Here is a 24618-nt window from a genome sequence, read left to right on the forward strand (position 1 = left end):
GTTGCCTGTTGCCAGTTGCCTGTTGGTGACGTGTAAACTTACTCCTGGCTCCTTACTCCTTTTTTCTAAACCAGGTACTCGAAAAGATTTTCGTTCTGGTTCACGAGCGTGTAGTTCAGCTTGTAGCCATTCATACGATCGATGAGCGCATTGAAATCTTCTTTTGATTTTACTTCGATGCCAATGAGCGCCGGCCCTGTTTCTTTGTTGTGCTTCTGAATGAATTCAAACCGTACGATGTCGTCGTTGGGACCGAGAATGTGGTTCACAAATTCTTTCAGGGCACCGGGACGTTGTGCGAAACGAACGATGAAGTAATGCTTCAAACCTTCGTATAGCAGCGATCTTTCCTTGATCTCCTGCATGCGGTCTATATCGTTGTTGCCACCGCTGAGAATGCAGACCACTCTCTTGCCTTTGATCTCGTCGGCATACTGGTCGAGCGCGGCGATGGAGAGTGCGCCGGCGGGTTCTGCTACAATAGCATCTTCGTTGTAAAGCTGCAGAATGGCGGAGCTGACTTTTCCTTCGGGCACCAGCAACATATCGCTTAGCTTATCCTTACAAAGCTCAAATGTGAGATCGCCTACTTTTTGCACGGCGGCGCCATCGACAAAGCGTTGGATCTTTTCCAGCTTCACCGGCTTGCCCGCCTTCAGTGCTTCTTTCATAGAGGGTGCGCCCGCGGGTTCCACGCCAACGATCTTTGTCTTGGGTGAATAGGTCTTGAAGTATTCGCCGATGCCTGCGCACAGGCCACCACCGCCGATCGGTACAAAGATCAGGTCTATGTTGGCGAGCTCATCGAGGATCTCCTTGCCTACCGTTCCCTGTCCTTCGATCACTTTGGGGTGGTCGAACGGGGGGATGAATACCATATTCTTCTCACGGGTGAATTCCAGCGCATGTGCCTGGCATTCGTCAAAGGTGTCACCTGTTAACACGATCTGAATGAGGTCACCGCCAAACATCTTCACCTGGTTGATCTTCTGTTTCGGCGTGATGGCCGGCATATAGATCACTCCCCTGATGTTCAGTTGCCGGCACGAGAACGCCACGCCCTGCGCATGATTTCCCGCACTGGCGCATACCACGCCACGCTCACGCTGCTCATCGTTCAGGCTCTGGATCAGGTTGTAAGCGCCCCGCAATTTATAAGAGCGCACAACCTGAAGGTCTTCGCGCTTCAGGTATACTTCTGCCTTGAATTTCTCCGACAGCTTGCGGTGATACTGCAGTGGTGTTTTAAGCACCACCTGCTTCAGCGCATAATATGCCGCGTTGATATTCAGATTATGTGTTTGTGTTTCAGTTATCATTTTTTGTTTGTTCGCCTCACCCGTCTCGCTTTCGCTCGCCACCCTCTCCATGTAATGGAGAGGGGGCGGGTGAGGTTAGATCATGGTTACTTCTGCTTGTTGTTTTTCGGGGCGGAGTGCGCGTACGGCGGCACCGGCTTGCCAGAGTTCGCTTTCGCGGAGCTCTTTCAGTTCTTCGGCGAGCTTTTCGCGATAGTCAGGCTTGCTGCAGGTTTCGATGGTACGTTTTGCTTCCTGGCCTGTGGCTACGCTCTTATACAGCTCCTGGAATACAGGAAGCGTGGCAGCCTTGAATTTTTTCTTCCAGTCAAGGGCACCGCGCTGCGCTGTGGTAGAGCAGTTGGCGTACATCCAGTCCATACCGTTCTCGGCTACGAGGGGCATCAGTGACTGTGTGAGCTCTTCTACAGTTTCGTTGAAGGCTTCAGAAGGAGAGTGGCCATTGGCGCGCAGTACTTCATATTGTGCTTCGAAGATACCTGCGATAGCGCCCATGAGGGTTCCGCGCTCGCCTGAAAGATCAGAGTAAACTTCTTTTTTGAAATCTGTTTCGAACAGGTAGCCCGAGCCTACACCGATTCCCAGTGCGATGGCTTTTTGTTTGGCGCTTCCGGTGGCATCCTGGAACACAGCATAGCTGGAGTTGATACCTTTCCCTTGAAGGAACAATCTGCGAACGGAAGTTCCGGAACCTTTCGGAGCTGCCAGCACAACATCGATGTCGGCAGGAGGTACGATGCCCGTCTGCTCTTTGAAGGTGATGCCGAAGCCGTGAGAGAAATATAAGGTTTTGCCTTTGGTCAGGAAAGGTTTAATGGTAGGCCACAGGGCGATCTGGCCGGCGTCTGACAACAGGAACTCGATGATCGTTCCGCGTTTGGCTGCCTCTTCGATATCGAACAAGGTTTCGCCGGGAACCCAGCCGTGCTCTACAGCTTTATCCCAGGTCTTTGAACCTTTACGCTGGCCGACAATTACCTTGAATCCATTGTCGCGAAGGTTCAGCGCCTGTGCAGGACCCTGTACACCATATCCGATGATCGCGATGGTTTCATTTTTCAGTACTTGCAGCGCTTTTTCCATCGGAAACTCTTCGCGTGTAACTACTTCTTCTATGGTGCCTCCGAAATTGATCTTTGCCATAATCTTAGATTTGAGATGTTAGATTGAGATATGAGATTTAAATAATTTACTTTTTTCATGCTGAGATCTTCGATGAAGAGACGAGACTGCATTGTCTCCTATCTCACATCTCAAATCTCATCCCGATAGCTATCGGACTTTTTTTAAGCTACTTGCCGGTTGCTGCGTTCGCTCAGCTCGTAATACATGCTGCTGCCCTCGTGATAGGTGGCAGATTCAACCTCGATGCATTTTTCAAGCTGATGTTTCACTTTCTCCACCAGGTCTGCCGTGGTGTAGATCAGTATGACCGCACCGCCGCGGGTGAAGTCGTTCTCATTTTCATGAGCGATCAGCTTTTTGATACGCACCCTTCTTCTGTTCAGCACATTCACGATCCTGTTGAGGATGGAAAAATTGTTATCCGCCGCTACCTCTAAAGTGAATTCCTGTTTCATAACTTTTATGTTTACAGCTTGTGGCTGTTTTATTTTCTTATTTGCTATTGCTTTTTGCCTACTGCCTACTTCTGAGTCGGTGGTTCAAGCATTACATCCGATACACATCCTCCCGCCGGTACCATGGGGAACACGTTGTCTTCCTTGCCCACCACTGCTTCGAGGAAGTAGGGTGTTTTAGCGTCAAGCATTTCACGGATGGCATCCTGCAGCTCTGAACGTTTCTCAACCTTACGTGCGGGAATGGAATATGCTTCCGCCAGCTTCACAAAATCGGGGTTGGTCATTTCCGTGAACGAGTAGCGCTTCTCATGGAAGAGCTGCTGCCACTGGCGTACCATACCCAGGAAGCTGTTGTTGAGCACCAGGATCTTCACCGGGATCTTGTATTGCATGATGGTGCCCAGTTCTTGCACGGTCATCTGGTAACCACCATCGCCGATCACTGCCACCACCTGCTTGTGCGGCATGCCGAGCTTGGCGCCAAGGGCAGCAGGAAGGGCAAAACCCATTGTGCCTGCGCCACCGGAGGTCACCTGTGTTCTCGGCTCCTTGAATTTGTAATAACGTGAAGTGGTCATCTGATGCTGGCCCACGTCAGTCACAACAATGGCCTCACCGTTGGTGAAGTTCGAGAGGTGGTTGATCACCTCGCCCATGCTCAGCTGGTTTGCGGGACTGAATTCTTTGTGGATGACCTTGTCATACTCAACCCGGTTGAGCTTGTGGAAACTTTCGATCCACTGCTCATGCCGGGCGGGCTTGCAATATCCGATCAGTGCTTCCAATGCTTCTTTGGCATCGGCATGAACGGCCACATCGGTGTGCACGATCTTCCTGATCTCAGCTTTGTCTATTTCAATATGAACGATCTTAGCCTGTTTGGCGTAGCGGGCCACGTTTCCTGTAACACGGTCGTCGAAGCGCATGCCAATGCCGATCAGTACATCGCACTCATTGGTGTTTACGTTCGGACCATAATTGCCGTGCATGCCCAGGAAGCCCACATAGTTCGGGTGATCGGTGGGGAAGCTTCCGAGCCCAAGCAAAGTGCAGGCTACGGGAATACCTGTCTTCTCAGAGAAAGCACGCAACGCATCAGAGGCGCCCGATAACAACACGCCCTGGCCCGCCAGAATGTAGGGACGCTTGGCATTGTTGATCAGTTCCGCTGCAGCTTCAACCTGGCTGTGTTGTAATACCGGTTTCGGCTTGTAGGTTCTGATGGCTTCGCATTTTTTATGCGCAACGCCTTCGATCAGCTCATTCTGCGCATTCTTGGTGATGTCGATGAGCACGGGTCCGGGGCGGCCTGTGGTAGCGATATAAAATGCTTTGGCTACTGCGTCGGCGATATCTTTTGCTTCTGTTACCTGCACGTTCCATTTGGTAACGGGGATGGTGGTGTTCACAACATCCGTTTCCTGGAAGGCATCTGTTCCCAGCAGGTGGGCAAAAACCTGTCCTGTGATGCACACAACGGGTGTTGAATCGATCAGCGCATCGGCGAGACCTGTCACCAGGTTGGTAGCGCCGGGACCTGAAGTGGCAAATACAACGCCTGGCTTACCTGAAACGCGGGCAAAACCCTGTGCGGCATGGATCGCTCCCTGCTCGTGTCTCACGAGGATGTGGTTAAGCTTGTCTGCATAATGATACAACGCGTCATAGACGGGCATGATGGCTCCCCCGGGATATCCAAAAATAGTTTCGACACCTTCAGCCACCAGGCTCTCAAGCAACACTTCGGAGCCTGTCATCTTTTTTCGGGGTTGTTTATCCGTTTCGGCTTTAGGTTCACTCTTCGTCAGTAACGCATCCATCCGCAGCAGTTTTTACTTGTTTAGCATACTTAAATAATATTCCGTTCCGGGCATTCAGCCGCGGCTGCTTCCAGGCGGCTTTGCGTCTGGCTATTGTCTCTGCATCTACCAGCAGGTTGATCTGATGGTTGATAACATCTATTTCAATGAGGTCATTGTCTTCTACCAGGGCGATCATTCCACCTTCAAAAGCTTCGGGTGTGATGTGGCCAACCACAAAGCCGTGTGTGCCACCTGAAAATCTTCCGTCAGTGATCAGCGCCACACTTTTGCCCAGGCCTGTGCCCATGATCGCCGAAGTAGGTTTCAGCATCTCGGGCATGCCGGGCGCGCCCTTAGGCCCCACGTAGCGGATCACCACCACGTCGCCTGACTTCACTTTTCCGCTCGTAATGCCATCGATGAGCGCGAACTCACCATTGAACACGCGGGCAGGACCTTTGAATTTTTCTCCTTCTTTTCCGGTGATCTTGGCAACGGAGCCTTTGTCGGCGAGATTGCCATAAAGGATCTGCAGGTGTCCGGTAGCCTTGATCGCTTTCTCCAACGGCAGGATCACGTCTTGCTTGCTGAAGTCGAGGGTTTGCGCTTGCTCCAGGTTTTCGCTGATGGTCTTACCGGTCACGGTGAGGCAGTCGCCATGCAGGAAACCTTTGCTGAGGAGGTATTTCATCACGGCAGGAATTCCTCCGATGCGATGAACTTCTTCCATGAGATATTTTCCACTCGGCTTGAGGTCTGCGATCAGCGGTGTTTTGTCAGAGATGCGCTGAAAATCGTCTTGTGTGATGCCAACGCCCACAGACTTCGCCATGGCGATGAGGTGAAGCACGGCATTGGTTGAGCCGCCGAGCGCCATGATCACGGTGATCGCATTTTCGAATGCTTTCTTCGTCATGATATCACGCGGCTTGATATCGTATTTCAGCAGCTCATACATGGCCTTCGCGGCTTCGCTGCATTCTTCAGATTTCTCCTTGCTCAGGGCAGGGTTTGATGAAGAGTAGGGCAGCGCCATTCCCATCGCTTCGATAGCCGAGGCCATGGTATTGGCAGTGTACATGCCACCGCATGCGCCTGCACCGGGACATGAGTTCTGAACCACACCCTTGAAATCTTCAGGGGTGATGGTGCCGGCCATCTTCTTTCCAAGGGCTTCAAAAGCCGAGATGATGTTGAGCTTCTCACCTTTCCAGTTTCCACCGGCAATGGTTCCGCCGTACACCATGATGGCGGGACGGTTCAGTCTTCCCATGGCCATGAGGGCGCCGGGCATATTTTTGTCGCAGCCTACTACCGCGATGAGGCCGTCATAATATTGTGCACCGCATACGGTCTCGATCGAATCGGCAATCACATCGCGGCTCACGAGCGAGTAGCGCATGCCTTCCGTGCCGTTGCTCATGCCGTCGCTTACGCCGATGGTGTGAAAGATGAGTCCCACCAGGTCGTTATCCCAGACGGCGGTCTTCACTTCCTGCGCCAGCTTGTTGAGGTGCATGTTGCAGGTGTTGCCATCGTATCCTGTGCTGACAATGCCTACCTGGGCTTTCTTAAGATCGTCTTCAGTGAGTCCGATGCCATAGAGCATGGCTTGTGCGGCGGGCAGGGTCGGGTCTTGCGTTAATGTTTTACTGTATTTGTTGAGTTCGAACTTCTCACCAATGGCGCGTCCGTTGGGACTTTTGGTTGAAGTCTGCGATGCAGTGATATGTTTATCGGGATCTGCCATTAAAAAATATTAAGTCTAAAAAATGTATAAATCCTATTTTCTTAAATCGTACTTCGTACCTCGTATCCCGATAGCAATCGGGACGTACCTCTAAATGATCACGTAGCTGAATGATTTCTCCAGCACCTGACATTTGTAAGCTTCCTGCACCACGGCACCGATGCTTTCTTTCCAGCTTTTGCTGAAGGTATGGGCGTCGATCGATTCGATGCCTGCGATCTCCACTGCTGTTCCACAAAGGAAAGCGCTGTCTGCAGCTTCCAGCTCATGCGGGTTGATGTGCCTTTCCACCACGGGGATATCGAGCTCGCGGCAGATGTTGAGCACAACCTGGCGTGTGATGCTGGGGAAGATATGTCCGAGCGGAGGCGTGTACAGCACGCCGTCTTTCTCCATGAAGAAATTGGCGGCGGGAGCTGCAGCAACGTTGCCATTCATATCGAGCAACAGCGCTTCGTCGTAACCACGCACTTTTGCTTCGCTGGTAGCGAGAATGCCATTGACGTAGTGACCAGAGATCTTAGCTTCAACTTTGATGGAGGCCGGGTTGGGGCGCTGGTAAGATGAAACACAAAGCTTCAGCAGGTTATCGCCATGATATTTGCCCCACTTCCAGGAACAGATCATGAGGTAAACATCTTTTGGCGTGGTCAGGTACATGTTGGGCCCGCAGTAAGCGAGAGGGCGGATGTAGGCGTCAGTGAGGTTGTTCTTTTCCAGAAGTTGGTAAGAGATCTGGGTCAGTTCGTGGGAGTCATATTCGAGTGGGATGCCAACGGCTGCGCAACTGTTTTTCAGGCGTTCAAAGTGTTCGTAAGCTTTGAAAAGTTTTACGCCATTCTGAGTTTGATAGGCACGGATGCCTTCGAAAGCGCCAAACCCATAGTGCAGGGACTGGCTGTACAGATCGGTATGTGCATCAACAGCCTTGATGAACTTACCGTTCAGGAAAAGCACCGTGTCTTTGGTATAATACATATTTACAACTGTTAGTTTGTTATAGCCTATATAAAACAAAACCGCCCCCGAGTAGTCAGGGGCGGTTGGTTATGTTCAAATTTAAAATCTTATACCATGGTCGCCCCCGCGGGTTTTATCACGAGAATAATGACGACGAGTAGCACAGAAACAACATTTCTCACGATTGCACCGTGGATGAATGGATTTGTTATGGTGTTAAAAAGTTCCATTTTGTTCTGTATCACTACAATTGTCACAAATAATCGTTTACCGTTCAAGCTTAAATCGAAAAATATTTTTGCGCATACGAATGTTAGGTAAGCGACCGATTGGTTGTTTATTCATCTTTTAGTACGTCTACCGGGTTGGTGAGCGCGGCTTTTACGGAGTGATAACTTGTGATCAGCACCGCAACGATCAAGGTGCCCGCGCCGGTAGCCAGGAAAACCCAGAATGAAGGCGTAATGCGATAGGCAAAATCTTCAAGCCATTGCAGCATCATCCAGTAAGAGAGCGGTGCGCCGATGACGAAAGCGATAATGATAAGTTTGGTGTACCCTTTGGAGATGAGCATCAGAATATCCATCACCGATGCGCCGGAAACCTTGCGGATGCCGATCTCTTTGGTACGTTGCTCGAGGGCATAGATGATCATGCCGAGCAATCCCAGGGCAGCGATCATGATGGCCAGCGTTGCCATGACCGTGAGCACTTTACCGAACTGTTGTTGTGTTTTGAAAGTGTCGGCGAATGACTGATCTACGAACTGGTATTCAAAAGGTGTGTCGCCTGCGTGTTGTTTCCAAAGGCCCTGCAGATCGGCAAATGTTGTTTCCCATCCTTTGCTGCTTTGGGCTTCCATGCGAAGCACCACGAATTGTTTGTCTCCTCTGCCGGCGACCATATCGTTCTTGATATGGAAAATAGCCATGGGCTCAATGGGCGCGGAAAGTGACCAGTAGTTGAAGTCAGCTACAACCCCGATGATCTCGAAGTTGGCGGAATCCCACGGGTATTTTATTTTTTTACCGATCACGGATTCATCGACCTTCCATCCCATTTTTTTGATGGCCATCTCATTGAGAATAACACGTTGTATGTCTCCCGGGTTGTCTTCGGAGAAATTACGGCCCAGTTTCAATTTGATGTCCAGTGTGGGAATGTACTGTTCGTCTGCCGAGGTGAAGTTGAGCGAGAAGGTCTCATCGTTCATGCCTTCGGCGGTGAATTTATCGCCACCGAATATTCTCGGGGGCATAGAGGTGCACCACGACGCGCTCATCACACCTTTCATTGCCATTACGGCTTTGGCAAGACCTTCGCCGTTTTTCACTCCTTCCACATGCCGCAGACCTACGAGGTTCTCTTTATCAAAACCCAGGTCTTTTTCTGACACATAATTGAGCTGCTCGAAAACGATGGCGGTGCAGGCGATGAGCACAATGGAAACGCTGAACTGAAATATTACCAGTCCGTTGCGGAATGATTTGCCTTCTCTTCCAATTTTCAACTTTCCTTTTACTGCTTCCACGGGATTGAAACCGCTGAGAAAGATAGCAGGATAACTTCCGGAGACCAGCGCCATCAGCATTACCAGGCCGGCGAGAATAGCAATGAGGCCCGGGTCGCCGAACAACTCGATGGTAAGCCTTTTACCTGTGAGCACGTTAAATCCAGGCAGCAACAATTGTGTGATACCGATAGCCGCTATCAGTGAGATCATGCAGAAAGCAAGCGCTTCAAGAAAGTAGCCAATGCTGAGCTCTTTTTTTCCGAGGCCCAGGATTTTGCGGATGCTTGCTTCCTTGATCCTGCGTGTAAACTGAGCGGTTGACAGATTCATAAAATTGATACACGACAGCAATATGATAAACACAGCAGCGCCAATGAGGGAGTAGATAACCTTGATATTGCCTGTATCGGGAAACGAGCTGATGACGGTTTCGGTTGGCAGGTGTATGCTGGTAAGCGGCTGTAAGAACAGCTCCCACTGCTTGCCCGATTTGATATATTCATCGAAAGAGATGTTCATCACACGTTGCAATGTTTCTTCGGCGTGCTTGCGCGGAATAAGGGAAAGCCTGTTTTGCACGTCATTCAGGTTGGCGTTGGCGTCGAGCAACACAAATGTTTCGAGCTGCGTCCAGATCCAGCTCCAATGCAGGCGCTCGATGGGGAAACTGCTGTTGGAAAGCAATACATCGAATTGAATGGTTGAATTGTCAGGCGCATCCTCCACAACGCCGGTAACCTCATAGGTTTGCTGGTCATTGCCATTCAATCCTCCCAGCCGCACGAGCTTACCTACGGGCTCCTCATCGGCAAAATACTTTTGGGCGGTAGACCGTGTCATTACGAGGGTATTGGCATTACGCAGCGCTGACGCGGGGTCTCCTTTCAGCAACGGAAAATTGAACATCCTGAAAAAGTTGGTATCAGCGGCAAGCACCTTATCTTCTTCGAAGGCAATTACTTTCTGAGAGGGGTCGGAATACGAAATGATAAAATCTCCGGGTGTGTGGATACTTGTGGTGAACTTCACTTCCGGAAGCTCTTCTATCAGGGCATGGGCAACGCCGGGACCGGTTCTTGAAAACTGGTTGTTACGGTTATCGCCCCAGATAAAGGTCTGGTTCACGCGATAGATCTGACCGGCATGTGTATGAAACTTGTCGTAGCTGAATTCATTACGCACATACAGGTAGATCATCAATGTGCTGGCGATGCTTACCGTGAGGCCCAGCATGTTGATGAATGAGAACAGCTTTTGGCGCCTCAGATTGCGCACGAACAGAAGGATATAGTATTTGATCATGGCTGGGGTTTGGCAAAGGCTATACCACGAATGGGATAGCGTTTTTTGAAGGTTTTTAATGGGTTTTTAAAGATTTGATCGTTCGGTAATGAAGGGCGGTGTTCGTTTTCGGAATCTTATATCGGGCCGTGACAAATTTTCCGGGTATCAAATTTTCTGACAGTAGCTATATGGTAGCTGTATCGTAGCTGTATTGTCAGGTTTATGTAGCCTGTGAGCCGAAAGGTGAAGGACGTTGGTTTTAACAGGCTGGGGCTTAGGGCATGTTGGTGAAGAGACTTGTTGGTGAAGAGACTTGTTGGTGAAGAACACCAACAAGGGCGCGGGTTTTTGACTCGACGGTAAAAGATACCTTATGAGGCCAGGTATTCAACAATACCATCTCTGATGGCCGTGAAAGTTCTTACCAGGATCTTTTCATCTTCTTCGAGCAGCGTAACACGGAAACCTTCCAGCTCTGAACAGAACGATGAGATCGGCACCACACACACACCCTTTGCACCCAGCAGGTAATATACGAACCGTTTGTCGAGCGGAATGGGCTGCGCTACCCAGCTTTCTACCAGCGACCTGATCTGCGCGTTGCCGATGTTGATCTTCTGATGTGGTTTCAACGTGCCCTTGCGGAAAATAATGGTGTTGTAAAATGCGCCGAACGTTTCGTTGAACGTGAGCGCGGGTACGGTATGCAGAATGTCAGCGATGATCTTGCTTCTTCTGCCGATGTTCTGATTGGTCTGCTCGCGGTATTTTCTGAAACGCGGGTCGCCGAAAATTTTCGGAATGGCGATCTGCGGAAGTTTTGTAGAGCACACTTCGATCATCTTGGCATTGTCGAGCGCCTGGCAGAAGCGGTTGAAGTCCTCATCCTTATCGCGGTTGTAATATTCCATCCAGCCGCAGCGCGATCCGGGCCACGGAAGCTCTTTGGAGATGCCCTTCATCGAAATGCCCGGAACGTCTTCAATGATCTCGGCGAGTGAATATGCTCTTGCGCCATTGTAGGTGATGTTCAGGTAGATCTCATCGGCCACCAAAAAAAGTTTGAACTCCTTGGCGATCTCAACAATCCGCTTTAATGTCTCCAGCGGATAAACCATCCCGGTAGGGTTATCAGGGTTGATGATGAGGATGCCCACAACATTGGGATTGTACTTCACCTTGTTGTACAGGTCGTCAAGATCAGGATACCATTTGTTATCAGGATCGAGCTTGTAGGTGAGCGGCTCGTGATTGGCATGGGCTGCTTCCGCACTGGAGTGCGTAGAGTAAGCGGGCGAAGGACCGATTACCCTTGAAGTGTCGGTGATGTATTGATACACTTTGCCAATGGCGTCGCCGAGTCCGTTGAAAAAACAGATATCATCGGGCGTGATCTGCGCGCCGCCCATGGCGTTGGTTTGCCTGGCAAGGAACTCACGCGTTTCCAGCATTCCTTTCGAGGGACAATAGCTGTACACATCGTCCTGCTGCACCAGGTCGGCAATAATGTTCTTGATCCAATCCGGAAGCTTGTGATGTTTCTGGATGGGGTCGCCAATGTTCTCCCATGAGATCTCCAGGCCCAGCTTCTTCAACTGCTCTGCCTTCTTTACGATCTCGCGGATCTCGTAACTCAGTTCCTTGGCACCTTCACTTAATAATTTTTGTCGCATTGTATTTATACTACAGCGATGTTGAGGGTTTTGTTGAAAGGATTCAAGGATATTGAGAAAAAAATTTTTGGCCGGTGAATTAACAAGTGTTTGGTTGGGAAAGTAGTCCACGGTCCACGGTCGACAGTCCACGGCAGTGATAAGCAAGATAGAAAGTGGTCCGTTAGCACTTCTGGCTGTGGTCCGTCGACTGTGGTCTGTGGACTTTGCGCACTATTCGCTATCTTGATAGCGTTACCAAAAAAACCAATTCGCCTATGAAAAAGTATATTCTATTATTCATGTTCCTGGGTTGGGTCTTCCTTTGTACGCTCGATGCGCAGCCCCGGGAGATCGGTCTTCAGCTATACAGCCTGAGAAATGAGTTCAAGACCGAAGTGCCCGGCACTTTGGCGCAAGTAAAAGAATGGGGCATCAGGGAAGTTGAAGGCGGTGGTACGTATGGCCTGCCGATGGATGAATTCAAAAAGCTGCTGGCAGAGAACAAGCTGAAGGTGGTGAGCGTGGGCGCTGATTACAAGCAGTTAAAGGAAAACCCTCAAGCGGCTGTTGAAGCAGCGAAAGCTTTTGATGCCAAGTACGTGGTCTGCTTCTGGATCCCACACAATGGAGATGAATTTACGTTCGACAATATCAAAGAGGCTGCTGAAGTTTTCAATGCTGCCGGCAAAGTGCTGCAACAGAACGGACTTTCGCTCTGCTACCATCCGCATGGTTACGAATTCAGGCCTTACGGCGATGGTACATTGTTCGATTACCTGGTGAACAATACCGACCCGAAGTATTTCAATTTTGAAATGGATGTATTCTGGGTGAAACATCCCGGGCAGGATCCTGTGGCTTTGCTGAATAAATATCCCAACCGTTTCCTGCTCATGCACCTGAAAGACCGCAAGCCTGGAACGGAGGGTAATCAGTTTGGTCGTGCGGACGTTGAAACCAACGTTGTGCTGGGCACCGGCGATGTTGGCATCGCCGAAGTGATGGCAGCAGCGAAGAAAGCCGGAGTCAAACATTACTTCATTGAAGACGAATCGTCTCACTCCGTGGAGCAGATCCCGCAAAGCCTGACTTACCTGAAAAGTCTTGACGGTGATAAAAAAGGACCGAAGGATGCGAAGGTGAAGAATAAAGAGGAGAAAGGGAAAGATGTGAAGGTGAAGAAGACGAAGGTGAAGAACTCAAAGTAAGGCGGTGAAAAGTTGACAGTTGACAATAGAGCAATTGACAAAGGGTTGAGGTAATTGTCCAAGCCATTTTTCAATTCGAATTGACAAGATGAGCGTGAAGCTTACACCAAACGTTGTCAATTGCCCAGATAGCTGGCTATCGGGGATTTGTCAACTGTAAACTATTACCTCGACCGAGCTTGTTCAGTAGCACCTGTGGCACCAATGCTATTTTTCGCTTCTCGTAGTCAAAGCAAACAATGCCTGTCTTGACGCGGGCTACTTCCTTGCCGGTAGCTTTGTTAACAATGAGATAGAGAAGGTCGAAGCCGTAACGGGTGAAGTCGGTGGCGGCAATGCTGCAGACCAGTATATCGCCCAGGAAAGATTCCGATCTGTAGACCACGGCGGCGTCTGCTATCACCTGCCCGACAGGTCCTTCAAAGCTGAGCTCATTCTGGAATCCAAGGTGACGGTAAAATAGTATCCTTGCCTCCTGTGCGATGGTAAGTACACTGTCGTGGCCAAGGTGATTGCCGTAATTGAGGTCGCTGGCGCGCACGGGAATTTCTGTTGTGAATAAAAATGTTTCCGGAAGATCGATCGTTATCCTCGCCATAATATAAAAAACACATTTCCGGTTTAATATACATTATATTTATGGTATACAATTTTTATGACCATTGAAGGTCATCCCAGCCATGGAAGAAGGATACAGAATATATGATGTTGCAAACTTCAGAGATTTTCAGGAGATCATCCTGAATATATCCACCGATCAGTTCATGCTTTACCGCGGGCAAACGCTCGATAAAAAGCTGCTGCCGAAGATCGCACGTTATAACCTGCCCGATGTTGAAGAAACAGAAAGAGAAATGCTTGAGGACTTCCAACGCCGGAGTCTGCACCTTATCGACTACCAGCCCGGCAACTCATGGGACTGGCTGGCGTTAGCGCAACATCACGGCATGGCCACCCGCCTCCTCGACTGGACAGAAAATCCGCTCATCGCATTGTGGTTCTCCATGTCGCCCAAGCTCGAAGACATGAATGTAGACTATTCTGTTGTATGGGGATTCAACGTACCGAAAGAGGATATTGTGATCTCAACTGACGACAAAGACCCGTTCAAAGGACGAACCACCAAGATCTTTAAACCCAACCACATCACCAAGCGCATCTCGGCCCAGTTCGGGTGGTTCACCATTCACAAGAGCAATACCGATCGCGAGTTTGTTCCCTTTGAAAGGAACGAAGAATACAGCAAGCGGCTTTTCAAGATCAGGATCAACAGCAAGTGTTTCAAGGAATTTAAAGCACGACTTCACACCTTTGGTATCAATTCAGCGTCGATGTATCCTGATATCGATGGGCTGGCGAAGCACGTGGAGTGGTTATTTCTTGGCAAGTAAAGACATTGGGATCCCGATAGCTATCGGGAGGGCATTGCGGAACGGGCAGGAAATCTCAAAACTGAAAATTGATAAATATGGTCTCACGACACTGGATGGGGTTGGCCCACCGCGACAGAGCGAACGAGTATGTCTTACATCTTCAACACGACACCTTCAGGAAAATAAAAAGTATCAATGGTTTCAAAGCCGCGCATATATTGAAGAGAGAGGTCGATGAGGGAACCGAATTTCTGATCATTACGGAATGGGAAAACATTGATGCTATTAAAGAGTTTGCCGGCGCCAATTTCGATGTTGCGGTAGTACCACAACTTGTTCAGGAAATCATGATCAGGTACGACGACAAGGTGAGGCATTATGATGTGGAATTCGAGACTGCAGCGAAATAGAAAATCATAAAAAAAGAACCCCGTTTTAGAGCTCGTTTTTTATCATCTATCAGCAATGATTTGGTTTCGATTCTTACCGTTCCTCAACTTCCGTATAAATTCCCCTGTCAGCTTTGATGTTCAGCCTTTGAAACATTTCCGCGGCATCGAATCCCTGTTTCTTATACTCTGCCTGTACGGCTTCTCTAGCTTTGTTCAGCGCTTCGCGATTTTCCCATAGCGCTACGGTGACGCAGATCAGGTTGCCGTCATTGTCAGTGTACTCGTAGGCCGCGTCTTCGATGAAACCTGGTAGCTTTTTAATGAAATCGCGGTTGATGTGCATCCTTTCATAGAAAGCTTGCTTTGCTGCCGCAGGAATGAAGAATTTGTCGATGAACTGCACCTGGTCTTTGCCGGCTTTTCTGTTGGAGAGCAACGTCAGGTCTGTGGGCAGGGCTTCGAGCTGCTGCAAAAAGCCGAGCCGATCGGTATGCACCTGGCTGCTAACGATCTTGCCATCTTTCAGCTGGAAAATGCCAATCCCATCCGTAGTGATCGATTTGCCGGTGATTGCAAAATGTTGGAGCTGCCCTGTGTGAGTTCCAAAGAATTTATATTTTACAATGACCTTATCTGCCTCGCTGATCATTTCCTCGATCTTCCAATGTGCGTCGGGAAACGCCCTGAACAGTGGTGTGAGTGGTTCCTCGAATGCGACTGCACCTTTCTTTCCGCTGGTAGCGATGTAATCTTCCGATACGAACTGGGGGAGCAGTTTCATATCTTTTTTGTTAAGTACCCTTTCGTACAGGTTGCCAATCGCTTCTTTGTTTCTTTGAATGTCAGACATTATAACCTCCTTGTTTTTAGTGCTTTTGTTGCTGTTGCTGGTGGCCTGGGCATGGCTAGCTCCGGGGATCAGCAAAACCGCCAATAATAGATGTACTGGTCTCATGTTGTTGAATGTTTTGTTGATACAAAGCTCTCAACAAGGAAAGGCAAAGTCTTGTAAAAAATCATTGATCTACCAACGCGCAGGCGATCGGAGGAACTCGGTAGGTGTTTGTCCTGTGAACAATTTGAAGTCCTTATTAAAATGGGGCTGGTCGAAATAACCGGCATTGAAGGCTGTTTCCGCAAGGGTATGTTCTCTTATTCCGTTGCCGATGATGGCTTTCATGCGTACGATGAATGAGAACTGCTTCGGCGATACGCCCGCCATCCGTCTGAACCGTTTTTCAAAAGCATCCTGACTGATGCAAAGCGTGTCAGCCAGGTCTTTCACCCTGATAATACCTTTAACCTGGCGGATCTTTTCAATTGCAGCGGCGATCAGGTGATCGGTTTTGTGATCGTAAAGTTTGGATAACAGGAACTGCTCAACCCGTTGTACGCGTTGGCCATTACTGCTAGCTGCCGACAACTGATCTTCGATCATCGACAGGTCATGATAACCGGAAAGGTCACGCAATGGTATGCTTTCGTCAAACAATTCATGAAGTGGCTCTCTGATCAATGCGCTGGCGCCTGTTTCTTTAAAGATGACGAGGACATTTCCTGAATTCTCGGCATAATTGACCAGTCGTCCGGACTTTCTCAATCCCGAAAGGGTAATGGTAGGCAGCGTGTTTCTCTCGTGGTCATTGATGTAGCTTGTCTTTCCCTTAAACCTGAATGCCATTACCAGCGATGTATCCGGAAAGATCCGGTTCACCAGCTCGTCCTGACATTCAATGATCAGGTACTTGCTGATGAAGGGTTTGAGTGATGCTGTTGGTAGATGGGTTTCGATGTTCATGAGCTATGATACTTTTCAAAGCATTGGGCCTAAGAATGTCTCCCTTTTTTTACTTTGTTGAGCTCATCGACATCAGATTTGTCAGTGCTTCGATTAACGGCAAGTTTATTTAAAATGAGATCATTATATGAAATAATGAATAATTCATTCCCGTCAATAGTTACTTTCTCTGCATTTCTTTGGCTTTCGGAAAATGACTTTAACCCTTCCATGATTGGAAGAAAGTCTGTATGAAAAGTTTTATGAGGTATTTTTAGAAACGTTCGCTTAGGGTCAAAAACCAGTTTTTTTAAATCAATTGTATCAACATTCAATTCATCAAGCGCCTTCAAAAGATTATGATAATTGCTGATGGTAGGGTTATACCAAAAATCTAAGTCGACGTTGATTTCAGGTCTGTAAGCAACGGCGGAAGGTCTTCTGTATCCGTAGTAGTTTACTGCTGCTCCACCTATAACAAGAAACTCAACACCGTGCTTATTTAGTGCAGCACATACTTTGGCGAGGCTTTCACGAATCGCATCACTGATCATTTTCTTTGATTGAGGAGTGCCCTGTGTTGCGTTTATCCTCTCCAGTTTTAAGAAGGCGAGCATTGGCAAAAATGCTCATTAAGACATGCGATATTGCCGATCTTTCAGCTGAGGGAATTTTCGATACCAGCTCAGCTTCTATCTTGTTTTTTTCACTGATATCGTGGTAGAGAATGGGCTTAACCATAAACCGCTAACATTAACAAACACACTTTGGTTCAGGTAAATTTGGAGCTTTTCCAGGTCAATTACAAGCAATCAGGCCCATTGCGTAACTATAAGCTCTTCCATAAATAAAGTGTGGCATACGCTTCCCACCCCTTATACTTCTTAAAGAACTTCCGCACTTCATCCAGCGTTGGCTTGCGGTCCATCTTTTTCAGGTTCTTGATGGCGTTGTGAACACCGGCGTCTTCCAATGGAAACGCATCGCGGTAGCGAAAGGTTTTCATCAATGCATAATTTGCTGTCCAGTTACCCACCCCTTTGATCTTCATGAGCTTTTCTTTTGCGTCTTCCAGTGTGAGTCCTTTCAATTTTTCTTTCGACAACTCACCACTGGCAAACGCCTCGGCGATGGTAATGGTGTACCTGCTTTTTTGCCGGGAGAACTGCAGCGGTAGAAGCACCTCGTCTTTAAGCTCTGCCACGAGCCTTGCCGTTGGAAACAGAAAATACGACTGCTCGTTCCAAAAAAGTCGTTCACCAAACTGCTCAACAAAACGTTGTTTGAGCGTGTAGGCAAACTGAAGGTTGATCTGTTGCCCCAGCACCGCCCAGACAATGGACTCGAAAAGATCGGGTTGCCCCATGATACGGTAGCCATAAAACCTGTCCACCAGCGCTTTCAGGATCTTATCGCCCGAAGCCATCGTATAGAAAGGCTTCAGGTCGGTTTCAAGATCGAACCATTCTGTAACGTAAGCCCTTACAAAGCTTTTGGCCTCCGCAGAAGGTGTGCCGTTCAGGAAATCGAGCATGAGCTTGCCATCGCCGGGCCTGATCCTGAACAATACTTTTTCATCGCCGGCCTTCAGTAATTTAACTACTGAGTTGTTTTCAACACGGTGCAGCAGCTCTCTGGGGGAGCGCTCCAGAAACTGGAAATTCATTTCGTAGCTGAACTCTTCCGGAAGCGACAGGTACATCTTTGACATGGGCTCAAATTAATCTGTTTAAGCGCGGTCTTCCAAACCCGGCAGTCATGTCAGCAAGATCCGGGTTCCCGGGGCAAGGGCTTTTTTCCAATTTTGAATTGTTAAAAGAATAAACGAACACACCATGAAAGATATAACCGCTATGAGTTGGGAAGGTCATTTTCAGGAACTTAATAACAAGGGATACGTTCATATTCCTGGAGTGCTTTCTCCGCAGGAATGTTTGCACCTGCAGGGTTTTTATGACGATGCGCCGTTGTTCCGAAGCGTTATCAGCATGCAACGTTACCGGTTTGGAAAAGGGGAATACAAATATTTCAATTACCCTTTGCCACCGCTGATCCAGACGTTGCGTGAAAAATTCTATCAGCCGCTCGCCGGTATAGCCAACACGTGGATGCAACAGCTGAACATTGACGAGGTATACCCTGCAAACCATGCCGCGCTGATCGAGCATTGCCACGCAAAAAAACAAACGCGACCAACACCCCTGATCCTGAAATATCAGGCAGAGGGATTCAACACACTGCACCAGGATCTTTACGGTGAGGTGTATTTCCCTTTCCAGGTAGTGTTTGTGCTCACGCAGAAGGGTAAGGATCACGAAGGCGGTGAGCTCGTATTTGTAGAGCAGCTTCCCAGGGCCCAGTCGCGGGCGGAGGTGATCGCACCCGACCAGGGCGACGCCGTGATCTTCACAACGAACTTCCGACCCGTGCAAGGCTCAAAGGGATTTTACCGGGCGAAGATGAAGCATGGTGTGAGCCCCCTGCGATCAGGAACACGGTATGCGCTGGGGGTGATCTTTCATGACGCAAGTTAGTCGTCTTACCACTGCACCATGCCCTGCGCGCTTGTCAGTGGTCTGACTACTGAGCAAGAAGCGGGTTGAGAATAGCGCTTTCGAAACGGAAATTTGATATCATAAATATCAGCAACACTTAAATTATCTTTGTATGACGTTGACAACAGAAAACCCCCATATTAACTATCAGCGTATCGAGCAAGCCATCCGGTACCTGGAAGATAACGTTCGCCGGCAACCCGAGCTCGAAGAGGTAGCTGAGAAAGTGCACCTGAGTCCTTTTCACTTTCAACGCATCTTTACGGAATGGGCAGGTATCAGCCCCAAGCGGTTCTTACAATATCTTACCGTTGACTATTTAAAAGACAAGCTCCTGCAGTCGCGCAACCTGGCAGAGGCGGCAGAGCTTGCAGGATTATCGAGCCAGTCGCGTGTGTATGATCTCTTCACAACACTCGAGGCAGTGACACCGCAGGAATATAAAGAGCGAGGCGCCGGCATCCGTGTAGAATATGGATTTCACGCATCGCCGTTCGGCCTGTGTCTCATCGGTGTTACAGAGCGAGGCATCTGCTGGCTGTCGTTTGTGGCCTCAGACGAAGATCCGCGGCATGCGCTGGAAGAGATGAAGGCTTACTGGCACAATTCTGTTTTTCATGAGTCGCAAGAGCTTACGAAAGCGTTTGTGGAGCAGGTTTTCCCGGAATCGCCCTTGCAAAAAAAGCTTCACCTCTTTGTAAAGGGAACCAACTTCCAGATCAGGGTGTGGGAAGCTTTGCTTCGTGTGCCGATGGGAGAGGTAACAACTTACCAGGATATTGCACGCTCCATCCAGAACCCGAATGCATTGCAGGCCGTGGGTTCGGCGGTGGGATCGAATCACATTGCGTATCTCATTCCCTGCCACCGCGTGATCAGAAAAGATGGCGTTTTGGGACAGTATCGCTGGAGTTCTGCCCGTAAAAAGAGCATCATCGGATGGGAAATGGCGCGGCAGGAAACCCCTAACAAGCATTAGTTATAAAAATATTTTTGGTCAAATCCTATACTGACGCTTGCAACTCAGAATAAAATCATTTTATCTTTATCGCATCAAGAGACAAGAAATGAAGATCAGCAACACATTCTTTTACTTTTACTACTTCTTTAGGGCCCAGGCGGGACTTTAAGAGTGGTGTGTTGTTGAAAAAGATAACGATAAACTCAGAAGGTCCCGGAAAGCCGGGACTTTTTTTTTGTTCACCCCTCAGTCGACCTAAGGTCGGCGTCTCCCCTTAAGGGGAGAATGGGAGTGCTGATAAATGGACGACTAAATGGCAAAGCGTAAAAAAACAAAAGTTGCAATTCAGGGTATCGCTACCAGCTTTCATGAGGTGGCGGCGCTCACGTATTTTCAGGAACCGATCGAGACCGTGGAGTGCCTGTCGTTTCATGAATTGTGCGAAAGCCTGAAGAACGGCACTTCAGATTATGCGGTGATGGCCATTGAGAATTCTATTGCGGGCAGCATTCTTCCGAACTACTTTCTGCTGCAGAGCTACCACTTCAGCATTATCGGAGAACTGTACCTGCCCATTCACATGCACCTGCTGGCGCTTCCCGGTGTAAAGCTTGACGATATCAAGTCCATCGAGTCTCACCCCATGGCTATCCGCCAGTGTACGGAGTTCATCCACACACTCAATGGCGTTGAGGTGAGGGAAAGCGATGATACGGCGCTGTCGGCCAAACGGGTGAAGGAGCTCAAGCTGAAGAACACGGCCGCCATTGCCAATGAGTTTGCCGCTAAAAAATTCGGCTTGCAGATCCTGGAAAAAAGGATCGAAACCCATAAGAAGAACTTCACACGCTTTCTGGTGCTCACCAAACGCAGCAACGGTAAGCTTGAGAGCAACAAAGCATCGTTGTGCTTTGAGGTAGCCAACGAAGTGGGTAGCCTCGCCGAAGCATTGATGACCTTCAAGAACAACAGCATCAACCTCACCAAGATCCAGTCGATACCGATCATCGGCAAGCCGAGCGAATATTCGATCCATATCGATGTGGAGTGGAAGCGGAGAAAGAGCTACGATGAGGCTATGCGCCAGGTTCTGCGGCAGGTGAAGAACCTGAACGTGCTGGGAGAGTATAAGAAAGCGAAGATCGAATACAGGTAACCCCACCCCACCCCACAATCCGTCCGGTGGACGGATGTCTCCCATTTGGCAAGGGGAGTGGAAATGCAGGGCTACGAATTGAATAGATAAAATTGAAATAGATAGATTATGATAAAAGCAGCTAACAGGATTGCCAGTGTGGAGGAGTACTACTTCAGCAGGAAGCTTGCGGAGGTGCGGGGGCTTGACTCGCCGGAGCTGAGGGTGATCAACCTTGGTATCGGTAGTCCGGATCAGGCGCCTTCAGCCAATGCTGTGGAGGCATTGATCGCATCGGCCAAAAATCCTGCCAACCATGGATACCAGAATTATAAAGGCATTCCGCAATTCAGGAAGGCGATCGCCGATTTTTATCAGAACATCTACAAGGTGAAGCTCGACGTGGAGACCGGCATCCTTCCGCTGATGGGTTCCAAAGAAGGTATCATGCACATCGCCATGGCTTTTGTGAACGAAGGCGAGGAGGTGTTGATCCCCAATCCCGGATACCCGACATACTCTTCGGTTGCCAACCTCGTGGGCGCGAAGCTCAGACCTTATGATCTGAAAGAAGAGCTCAACTGGGGTGTTGATATCGAAGCTTTAAAGAAGAGCGACCTCTCAAAAGTGAAGCTGATGTGGGTGAACTTCCCACACATGCCTACGGGCCGCACAGCATCGCGTGAAGAGCTGAAGGAGCTTGTTGACCTGGCACGTAAGCATCAGTTCCTTATCGTGAACGACAATCCGTACAGCATGATCCTCAACGATGAGCCGATGAGCATTCTTTCTATCGAAGGTGCGGAAGAGGTGGCGCTTGAGCTCAACTCACTTTCCAAATCGCACAACATGGCGGGCTGGCGCCTGGGATGGGTGGCCGGTAAAAAAGAATACATCGATGCCGTGCTGAAAGTGAAAAGTAATATGGATTCGGGCATGTTCCTCGGATTACAACATGCCGCAGCGGAAGCGCTCAAGAATGGTGCGGAGTGGTTCACAGCGCTGAACAAAATGTACGGTGAGCGTAAGCAGGCAGCCAAAAAGATCCTGGATGTGCTTGGCTGCACGTACGCTGCGAAACAATCGGGATTGTTCGTTTGGGCAAAAGCGCCCAACCACATTGCCGATGTTGAAAAGTGGATCGACGAGATCCTCTATGGCACCAAGGTCTTCATCACACCGGGATTTATCTTCGGTGAAGCTGGCCGCAGGTACATCAGGATCTCGTTGTGCTGCACCGTTGAAATGCTCAGCGAAGCTTTCAACAGGATCCAGCGATTCAATGCGGAGAAAGCAACGAGCAGCAAAACATCCACCGTGAATGCGTAAGAAAAAATGAAAACGACAATAATAGGATTAGGATTGATCGGGGGAAGTATCGCCATCGATCTGCGCAAAGGTGGCGTGGCTACCAGGCTTCTCGGCGTAGAGCTGAACGAAGCACACGCCAAACGCGCCCTGGCGATCGGGCTGGTGGATGAGGTGCTGCCACTCGAGGAAGCAGTCAGGCAGTCAGACCTGGTGATCACGGCCATTCCTGTGAATTCCATCCGCACTATTTTGCTGAAAGTGCTTGACCTTGCCGGCGACAACACCATTGTGATCGATACGGGCTCAACCAAATCACAGATCTGCAAAGCTGTGCAACAACACGGCAAGCGCGCACAGTTTGTCGCAGCCCATCCCATTGCCGGTACAGAGAACTCAGGCCCTGATGCAGCTTTCAGCGGATTGTTCAGAAACAAGACCAACATCATCTGCGAGCCCGAAAGCTCATCGGCGAAAGCTATTGAAGTGGCAGACCTTGTGTTCTCAGCGCTGGAAATGCGCACCATTCATATGGACCCTGTTGAACACGATAAGCACGTGGCTTATGTCTCGCACCTTTCGCACGTAAGCTCCTTTCTGCTGGGGCGAACAGTGCTCGACATCGAGCAGGACGAAAAGAATATCTTCAACCTGGCCGGCAGCGGTTTCGCTTCTACTGTGCGCCTCGCCAAAAGCTCACCTGATATGTGGGCACCCATCTTCGAGCAGAACGCGGAGTACCTGAGCCAGGCGCTGCTGGAATACATCATGCACCTGCAGAAATTCCAGTACTACCTGATGAAGCGCGACGTAAAGGAGCTGCACCGCATCATGACCGATGCCAACCGCATCAGAAAAGTGCTGGAGGGCATCGAACTGAAACAGCAAACAAAACAATTAATAGAAAAATAGAACTGTCAAACTTATAATCTTGAACCGATGAAAAAGGCATTGCAACTTGAATCGATCTCCAGCTGGCTTCCCACGGCCAGCAAACCTATCATCATCAGCGGTCCCTGCAGCGCAGAGACTGAAGATCAGATGATCGCTACCGCGAAGCAGATCGCGGCTACTAAAAAAGTACACGCGCTCCGTGCCGGTATCTGGAAACCGCGCACAAGGCCTGGCCAATATGAAGGCGCTGGTGAAGAAGGTCTGAAGTGGCTGATCCAGGCGAAAAAAGAGACCGGCCTGCCCGTGACTACAGAAGTTGCCAATGCCGCACACGTTGAAGCATGTTTGAAAGCCGGTGTCGATATTCTCTGGGTAGGTGCCCGCACCACGGTAAACCCGTTCTCTGTTCAGGAGATCGCCGACTCACTGAAAGGTGTAGACGTACCGGTGATGGTGAAAAATCCTGTGAACCCTGATCTTGAGCTGTGGATCGGCGCACTTGAACGTTTGAACAAAGCCGGCATCACCAAGCTTGCAGCCATCCACCGCGGATTCTCTTCCTTCGAAAAAGGGCCGTTCCGTAACGCACCGATGTGGGATATGTCCATCGAATTGAAAACCCGCATCCCCGAGCTGGACATCATCTGCGACCCCAGCCACATTGCCGGAGCACGCGACCTTATTGCGCTGATCTCACAAAAAGCGCTCGACCTCGATATGGCCGGCCTCATGATCGAGAGCCACATCAATCCCGATGCTGCGTGGAGCGATGCGAAACAACAGGTTACACCCGCTTCTCTCAGCAAGATCATCGACGGCCTTGTGGTGCGCGCCGTGACTTCAGATAACAAAACATTTAAGGACACGCTCAGCATTCTCCGTGAGCAGATCGATCAGATCGACGACGAGATCATGCAAAAGCTTTCTGCCCGTATGAAGATCTCCGAAAAGATCGGCCAGTATAAAAAAGATAACAACGTGACCATCCTCCAGGTGAGTCGCTGGGAAGAGATCATCCAGACCCGCATCGCGTTGGGCAAGGCCATGGGACTGAACGAGCAATTCACCAACGACCTGCTGAAGCTCATTCACCACGAGTCGATCCAGGTGCAAACCAGCATTATGAACAAGGCGGAAGCACGCGTATAA

At 49.4% G+C, this 24618-nt stretch carries 23 protein-coding genes; 9 read left to right on the forward strand and 14 right to left on the reverse strand.

Features of this window, described 5'->3' with window-relative positions:
• Positions 1–65 precede the first annotated feature (65 nt).
• From ilvA to KK083_RS04905, 8 genes are all read right to left on the reverse strand, one after another.
• Complete coding sequence (ilvA, locus tag KK083_RS04870) at positions 66–1319, reverse strand: threonine ammonia-lyase IlvA (RefSeq protein WP_254161267.1); 1254 nt, start codon at positions 1317–1319, stop codon at positions 66–68.
• A gap of 75 nt (positions 1320–1394) precedes the next feature.
• On the reverse strand, positions 1395–2462 hold the full coding sequence (gene ilvC / locus KK083_RS04875) for a ketol-acid reductoisomerase (RefSeq protein WP_254161269.1): 1068 nt from the start codon (positions 2460–2462) through the stop codon (positions 1395–1397).
• A gap of 143 nt (positions 2463–2605) precedes the next feature.
• Positions 2606–2899: an ACT domain-containing protein gene (locus tag KK083_RS04880; protein ID WP_254161271.1), complete on the reverse strand. Its 294-nt coding sequence runs from the start codon at positions 2897–2899 to the stop codon at positions 2606–2608.
• Positions 2900–2964: 65 nt separating this feature from the next.
• Complete coding sequence (gene ilvB, locus KK083_RS04885; RefSeq protein WP_254161273.1) at positions 2965–4722, reverse strand: biosynthetic-type acetolactate synthase large subunit; 1758 nt, start codon at positions 4720–4722, stop codon at positions 2965–2967.
• A complete protein-coding gene (ilvD, locus tag KK083_RS04890; protein ID WP_254161275.1) occupies positions 4697–6454 on the reverse strand; it encodes a dihydroxy-acid dehydratase in 1758 nt (585 codons plus the stop codon). Before ilvD ends, ilvB begins: the two co-directional genes overlap by 26 nt.
• Before the next feature lie 90 nt (positions 6455–6544).
• Complete coding sequence (locus tag KK083_RS04895; RefSeq protein ID WP_254161281.1) at positions 6545–7432, reverse strand: branched-chain amino acid transaminase; 888 nt, start codon at positions 7430–7432, stop codon at positions 6545–6547.
• Positions 7433–7751: 319 nt separating this feature from the next.
• Positions 7752–10229, reverse strand: a complete 2478-nt coding sequence (locus KK083_RS04900; protein WP_254161283.1) for an ABC transporter permease — start codon at positions 10227–10229, stop codon at positions 7752–7754.
• A 353-nt stretch (positions 10230–10582) separates the two neighbouring features.
• Positions 10583–11884 carry a pyridoxal phosphate-dependent aminotransferase gene (locus tag KK083_RS04905; RefSeq protein ID WP_254161285.1) on the reverse strand — a complete coding sequence of 434 codons (1302 nt, stop codon included), beginning with the start codon at positions 11882–11884 and terminating at the stop codon, positions 10583–10585.
• Between the two features lie 257 nt (positions 11885–12141).
• Between KK083_RS04905 and KK083_RS04910 the strand changes: the two genes are divergently transcribed.
• On the forward strand, positions 12142–13074 hold the full coding sequence (locus tag KK083_RS04910) for a sugar phosphate isomerase/epimerase family protein (protein ID WP_254161287.1): 933 nt from the start codon (positions 12142–12144) through the stop codon (positions 13072–13074).
• A gap of 136 nt (positions 13075–13210) precedes the next feature.
• Here the strand turns inward: KK083_RS04910 and KK083_RS04915 are convergent, their stop codons facing one another.
• Positions 13211–13672 carry an acyl-CoA thioesterase gene (locus tag KK083_RS04915; protein WP_254161289.1) on the reverse strand — a complete coding sequence of 154 codons (462 nt, stop codon included), beginning with the start codon at positions 13670–13672 and terminating at the stop codon, positions 13211–13213.
• Between the two features lie 64 nt (positions 13673–13736).
• Between KK083_RS04915 and KK083_RS04920 the strand changes: the two genes are divergently transcribed.
• Positions 13737–14465, forward strand: coding sequence for an FRG domain-containing protein (locus KK083_RS04920; protein WP_254161291.1), 729 nt, complete (start codon positions 13737–13739; stop codon positions 14463–14465).
• A 77-nt stretch (positions 14466–14542) separates the two neighbouring features.
• Positions 14543–14857, forward strand: a complete 315-nt coding sequence (locus KK083_RS04925) for an antibiotic biosynthesis monooxygenase (protein WP_254161293.1) — start codon at positions 14543–14545, stop codon at positions 14855–14857.
• 73 nt (positions 14858–14930) lie between these two features.
• Here the strand turns inward: KK083_RS04925 and KK083_RS04930 are convergent, their stop codons facing one another.
• The 5 genes from KK083_RS04930 to KK083_RS04950 all read right to left on the reverse strand — a co-directional run bounded on the left by KK083_RS04930 (position 14931) and on the right by KK083_RS04950 (position 18327).
• Positions 14931–15794, reverse strand: coding sequence for an ester cyclase (locus tag KK083_RS04930; protein WP_254161295.1), 864 nt, complete (start codon positions 15792–15794; stop codon positions 14931–14933).
• A gap of 69 nt (positions 15795–15863) precedes the next feature.
• Complete coding sequence (locus KK083_RS04935; protein WP_254161298.1) at positions 15864–16637, reverse strand: helix-turn-helix transcriptional regulator; 774 nt, start codon at positions 16635–16637, stop codon at positions 15864–15866.
• Between the two features lie 29 nt (positions 16638–16666).
• Positions 16667–17170 carry a nucleotidyltransferase gene (locus tag KK083_RS04940; protein ID WP_254161300.1) on the reverse strand — a complete coding sequence of 168 codons (504 nt, stop codon included), beginning with the start codon at positions 17168–17170 and terminating at the stop codon, positions 16667–16669.
• Complete coding sequence (locus tag KK083_RS04945) at positions 17160–17357, reverse strand: hypothetical protein (RefSeq protein WP_254161302.1); 198 nt, start codon at positions 17355–17357, stop codon at positions 17160–17162. The genes KK083_RS04940 and KK083_RS04945 overlap by 11 nt, the downstream gene beginning before the upstream one ends.
• Before the next feature lie 88 nt (positions 17358–17445).
• Entirely contained in the window at positions 17446–18327 is an 882-nt protein-coding gene (locus tag KK083_RS04950) for a DNA-3-methyladenine glycosylase family protein (RefSeq protein ID WP_254161304.1), read from the reverse strand.
• Between the two features lie 124 nt (positions 18328–18451).
• Here KK083_RS04950 and KK083_RS04955 point away from each other — a divergent pair, with 124 nt between their 5' ends.
• The 6 genes from KK083_RS04955 (at position 18452) to KK083_RS04980 (ending at position 24618) form a co-directional block, all read left to right on the forward strand.
• Positions 18452–19150 (forward strand): 2OG-Fe(II) oxygenase, encoded by a 699-nt coding sequence (locus KK083_RS04955; protein ID WP_254161306.1) that lies wholly within the window; start codon positions 18452–18454, stop codon positions 19148–19150.
• 133 nt (positions 19151–19283) lie between these two features.
• The gene (locus KK083_RS04960) at positions 19284–20150 is read left to right on the forward strand and encodes a methylated-DNA--[protein]-cysteine S-methyltransferase (protein WP_254161308.1); all 867 of its coding nucleotides are present in this window, start codon (positions 19284–19286) and stop codon (positions 20148–20150) included.
• A 295-nt stretch (positions 20151–20445) separates the two neighbouring features.
• Positions 20446–21288: a prephenate dehydratase gene (locus KK083_RS04965; RefSeq protein ID WP_254161310.1), complete on the forward strand. Its 843-nt coding sequence runs from the start codon at positions 20446–20448 to the stop codon at positions 21286–21288.
• A 108-nt stretch (positions 21289–21396) separates the two neighbouring features.
• Positions 21397–22596 carry a pyridoxal phosphate-dependent aminotransferase gene (locus KK083_RS04970; RefSeq protein ID WP_254161312.1) on the forward strand — a complete coding sequence of 400 codons (1200 nt, stop codon included), beginning with the start codon at positions 21397–21399 and terminating at the stop codon, positions 22594–22596.
• Positions 22597–22602: 6 nt separating this feature from the next.
• Positions 22603–23487: a prephenate dehydrogenase gene (locus KK083_RS04975; RefSeq protein WP_254161314.1), complete on the forward strand. Its 885-nt coding sequence runs from the start codon at positions 22603–22605 to the stop codon at positions 23485–23487.
• Between the two features lie 27 nt (positions 23488–23514).
• Complete coding sequence (locus tag KK083_RS04980; protein WP_254161316.1) at positions 23515–24618, forward strand: chorismate mutase; 1104 nt, start codon at positions 23515–23517, stop codon at positions 24616–24618.

It is taken from the genome of Chryseosolibacter histidinae, from assembly GCF_018598225.1.
GTDB lineage: Bacteria > Bacteroidota > Bacteroidia > Cytophagales > Cyclobacteriaceae > Chryseosolibacter > Chryseosolibacter histidini.

What these genes read in the sequence shown, in the direction of transcription:
- KK083_RS04925 (WP_254161293.1), top strand. Translation starts at nt 14,543, where the DNA reads ATGGTCTCACGACACTGGATGGGGTTGGCCCACCGCGACAGAGCGAAC.
- KK083_RS04970 (WP_254161312.1), top strand. Translation starts at nt 21,397, where the DNA reads ATGATAAAAGCAGCTAACAGGATTGCCAGTGTGGAGGAGTACTACTTC.
- ilvA (WP_254161267.1), bottom strand. Translation starts at nt 1,319, where the DNA reads ATGATAACTGAAACACAAACACATAATCTGAATATCAACGCGGCATAT.
- KK083_RS04940 (WP_254161300.1), bottom strand. Translation starts at nt 17,170, where the DNA reads ATGATCAGTGATGCGATTCGTGAAAGCCTCGCCAAAGTATGTGCTGCA.
- KK083_RS04900 (WP_254161283.1), bottom strand. Translation starts at nt 10,229, where the DNA reads ATGATCAAATACTATATCCTTCTGTTCGTGCGCAATCTGAGGCGCCAA.
- KK083_RS04935 (WP_254161298.1), bottom strand. Translation starts at nt 16,637, where the DNA reads ATGAACATCGAAACCCATCTACCAACAGCATCACTCAAACCCTTCATC.
- ilvD (WP_254161275.1), bottom strand. Translation starts at nt 6,454, where the DNA reads ATGGCAGATCCCGATAAACATATCACTGCATCGCAGACTTCAACCAAA.
- KK083_RS04980 (WP_254161316.1), top strand. Translation starts at nt 23,515, where the DNA reads ATGAAAAAGGCATTGCAACTTGAATCGATCTCCAGCTGGCTTCCCACG.
- KK083_RS04955 (WP_254161306.1), top strand. Translation starts at nt 18,452, where the DNA reads ATGAAAGATATAACCGCTATGAGTTGGGAAGGTCATTTTCAGGAACTT.
- KK083_RS04910 (WP_254161287.1), top strand. Translation starts at nt 12,142, where the DNA reads ATGAAAAAGTATATTCTATTATTCATGTTCCTGGGTTGGGTCTTCCTT.
- KK083_RS04975 (WP_254161314.1), top strand. Translation starts at nt 22,603, where the DNA reads ATGAAAACGACAATAATAGGATTAGGATTGATCGGGGGAAGTATCGCC.
- KK083_RS04945 (WP_254161302.1), bottom strand. Translation starts at nt 17,357, where the DNA reads ATGGTTAAGCCCATTCTCTACCACGATATCAGTGAAAAAAACAAGATA.
- KK083_RS04965 (WP_254161310.1), top strand. Translation starts at nt 20,446, where the DNA reads ATGGCAAAGCGTAAAAAAACAAAAGTTGCAATTCAGGGTATCGCTACC.
- ilvB (WP_254161273.1), bottom strand. Translation starts at nt 4,722, where the DNA reads ATGGATGCGTTACTGACGAAGAGTGAACCTAAAGCCGAAACGGATAAA.
- KK083_RS04960 (WP_254161308.1), top strand. Translation starts at nt 19,284, where the DNA reads ATGACGTTGACAACAGAAAACCCCCATATTAACTATCAGCGTATCGAG.
- KK083_RS04950 (WP_254161304.1), bottom strand. Translation starts at nt 18,327, where the DNA reads ATGTCAAAGATGTACCTGTCGCTTCCGGAAGAGTTCAGCTACGAAATG.
- KK083_RS04915 (WP_254161289.1), bottom strand. Translation starts at nt 13,672, where the DNA reads ATGGCGAGGATAACGATCGATCTTCCGGAAACATTTTTATTCACAACA.
- KK083_RS04905 (WP_254161285.1), bottom strand. Translation starts at nt 11,884, where the DNA reads ATGCGACAAAAATTATTAAGTGAAGGTGCCAAGGAACTGAGTTACGAG.
- KK083_RS04880 (WP_254161271.1), bottom strand. Translation starts at nt 2,899, where the DNA reads ATGAAACAGGAATTCACTTTAGAGGTAGCGGCGGATAACAATTTTTCC.
- ilvC (WP_254161269.1), bottom strand. Translation starts at nt 2,462, where the DNA reads ATGGCAAAGATCAATTTCGGAGGCACCATAGAAGAAGTAGTTACACGC.
- KK083_RS04895 (WP_254161281.1), bottom strand. Translation starts at nt 7,432, where the DNA reads ATGTATTATACCAAAGACACGGTGCTTTTCCTGAACGGTAAGTTCATC.
- KK083_RS04930 (WP_254161295.1), bottom strand. Translation starts at nt 15,794, where the DNA reads ATGAGACCAGTACATCTATTATTGGCGGTTTTGCTGATCCCCGGAGCT.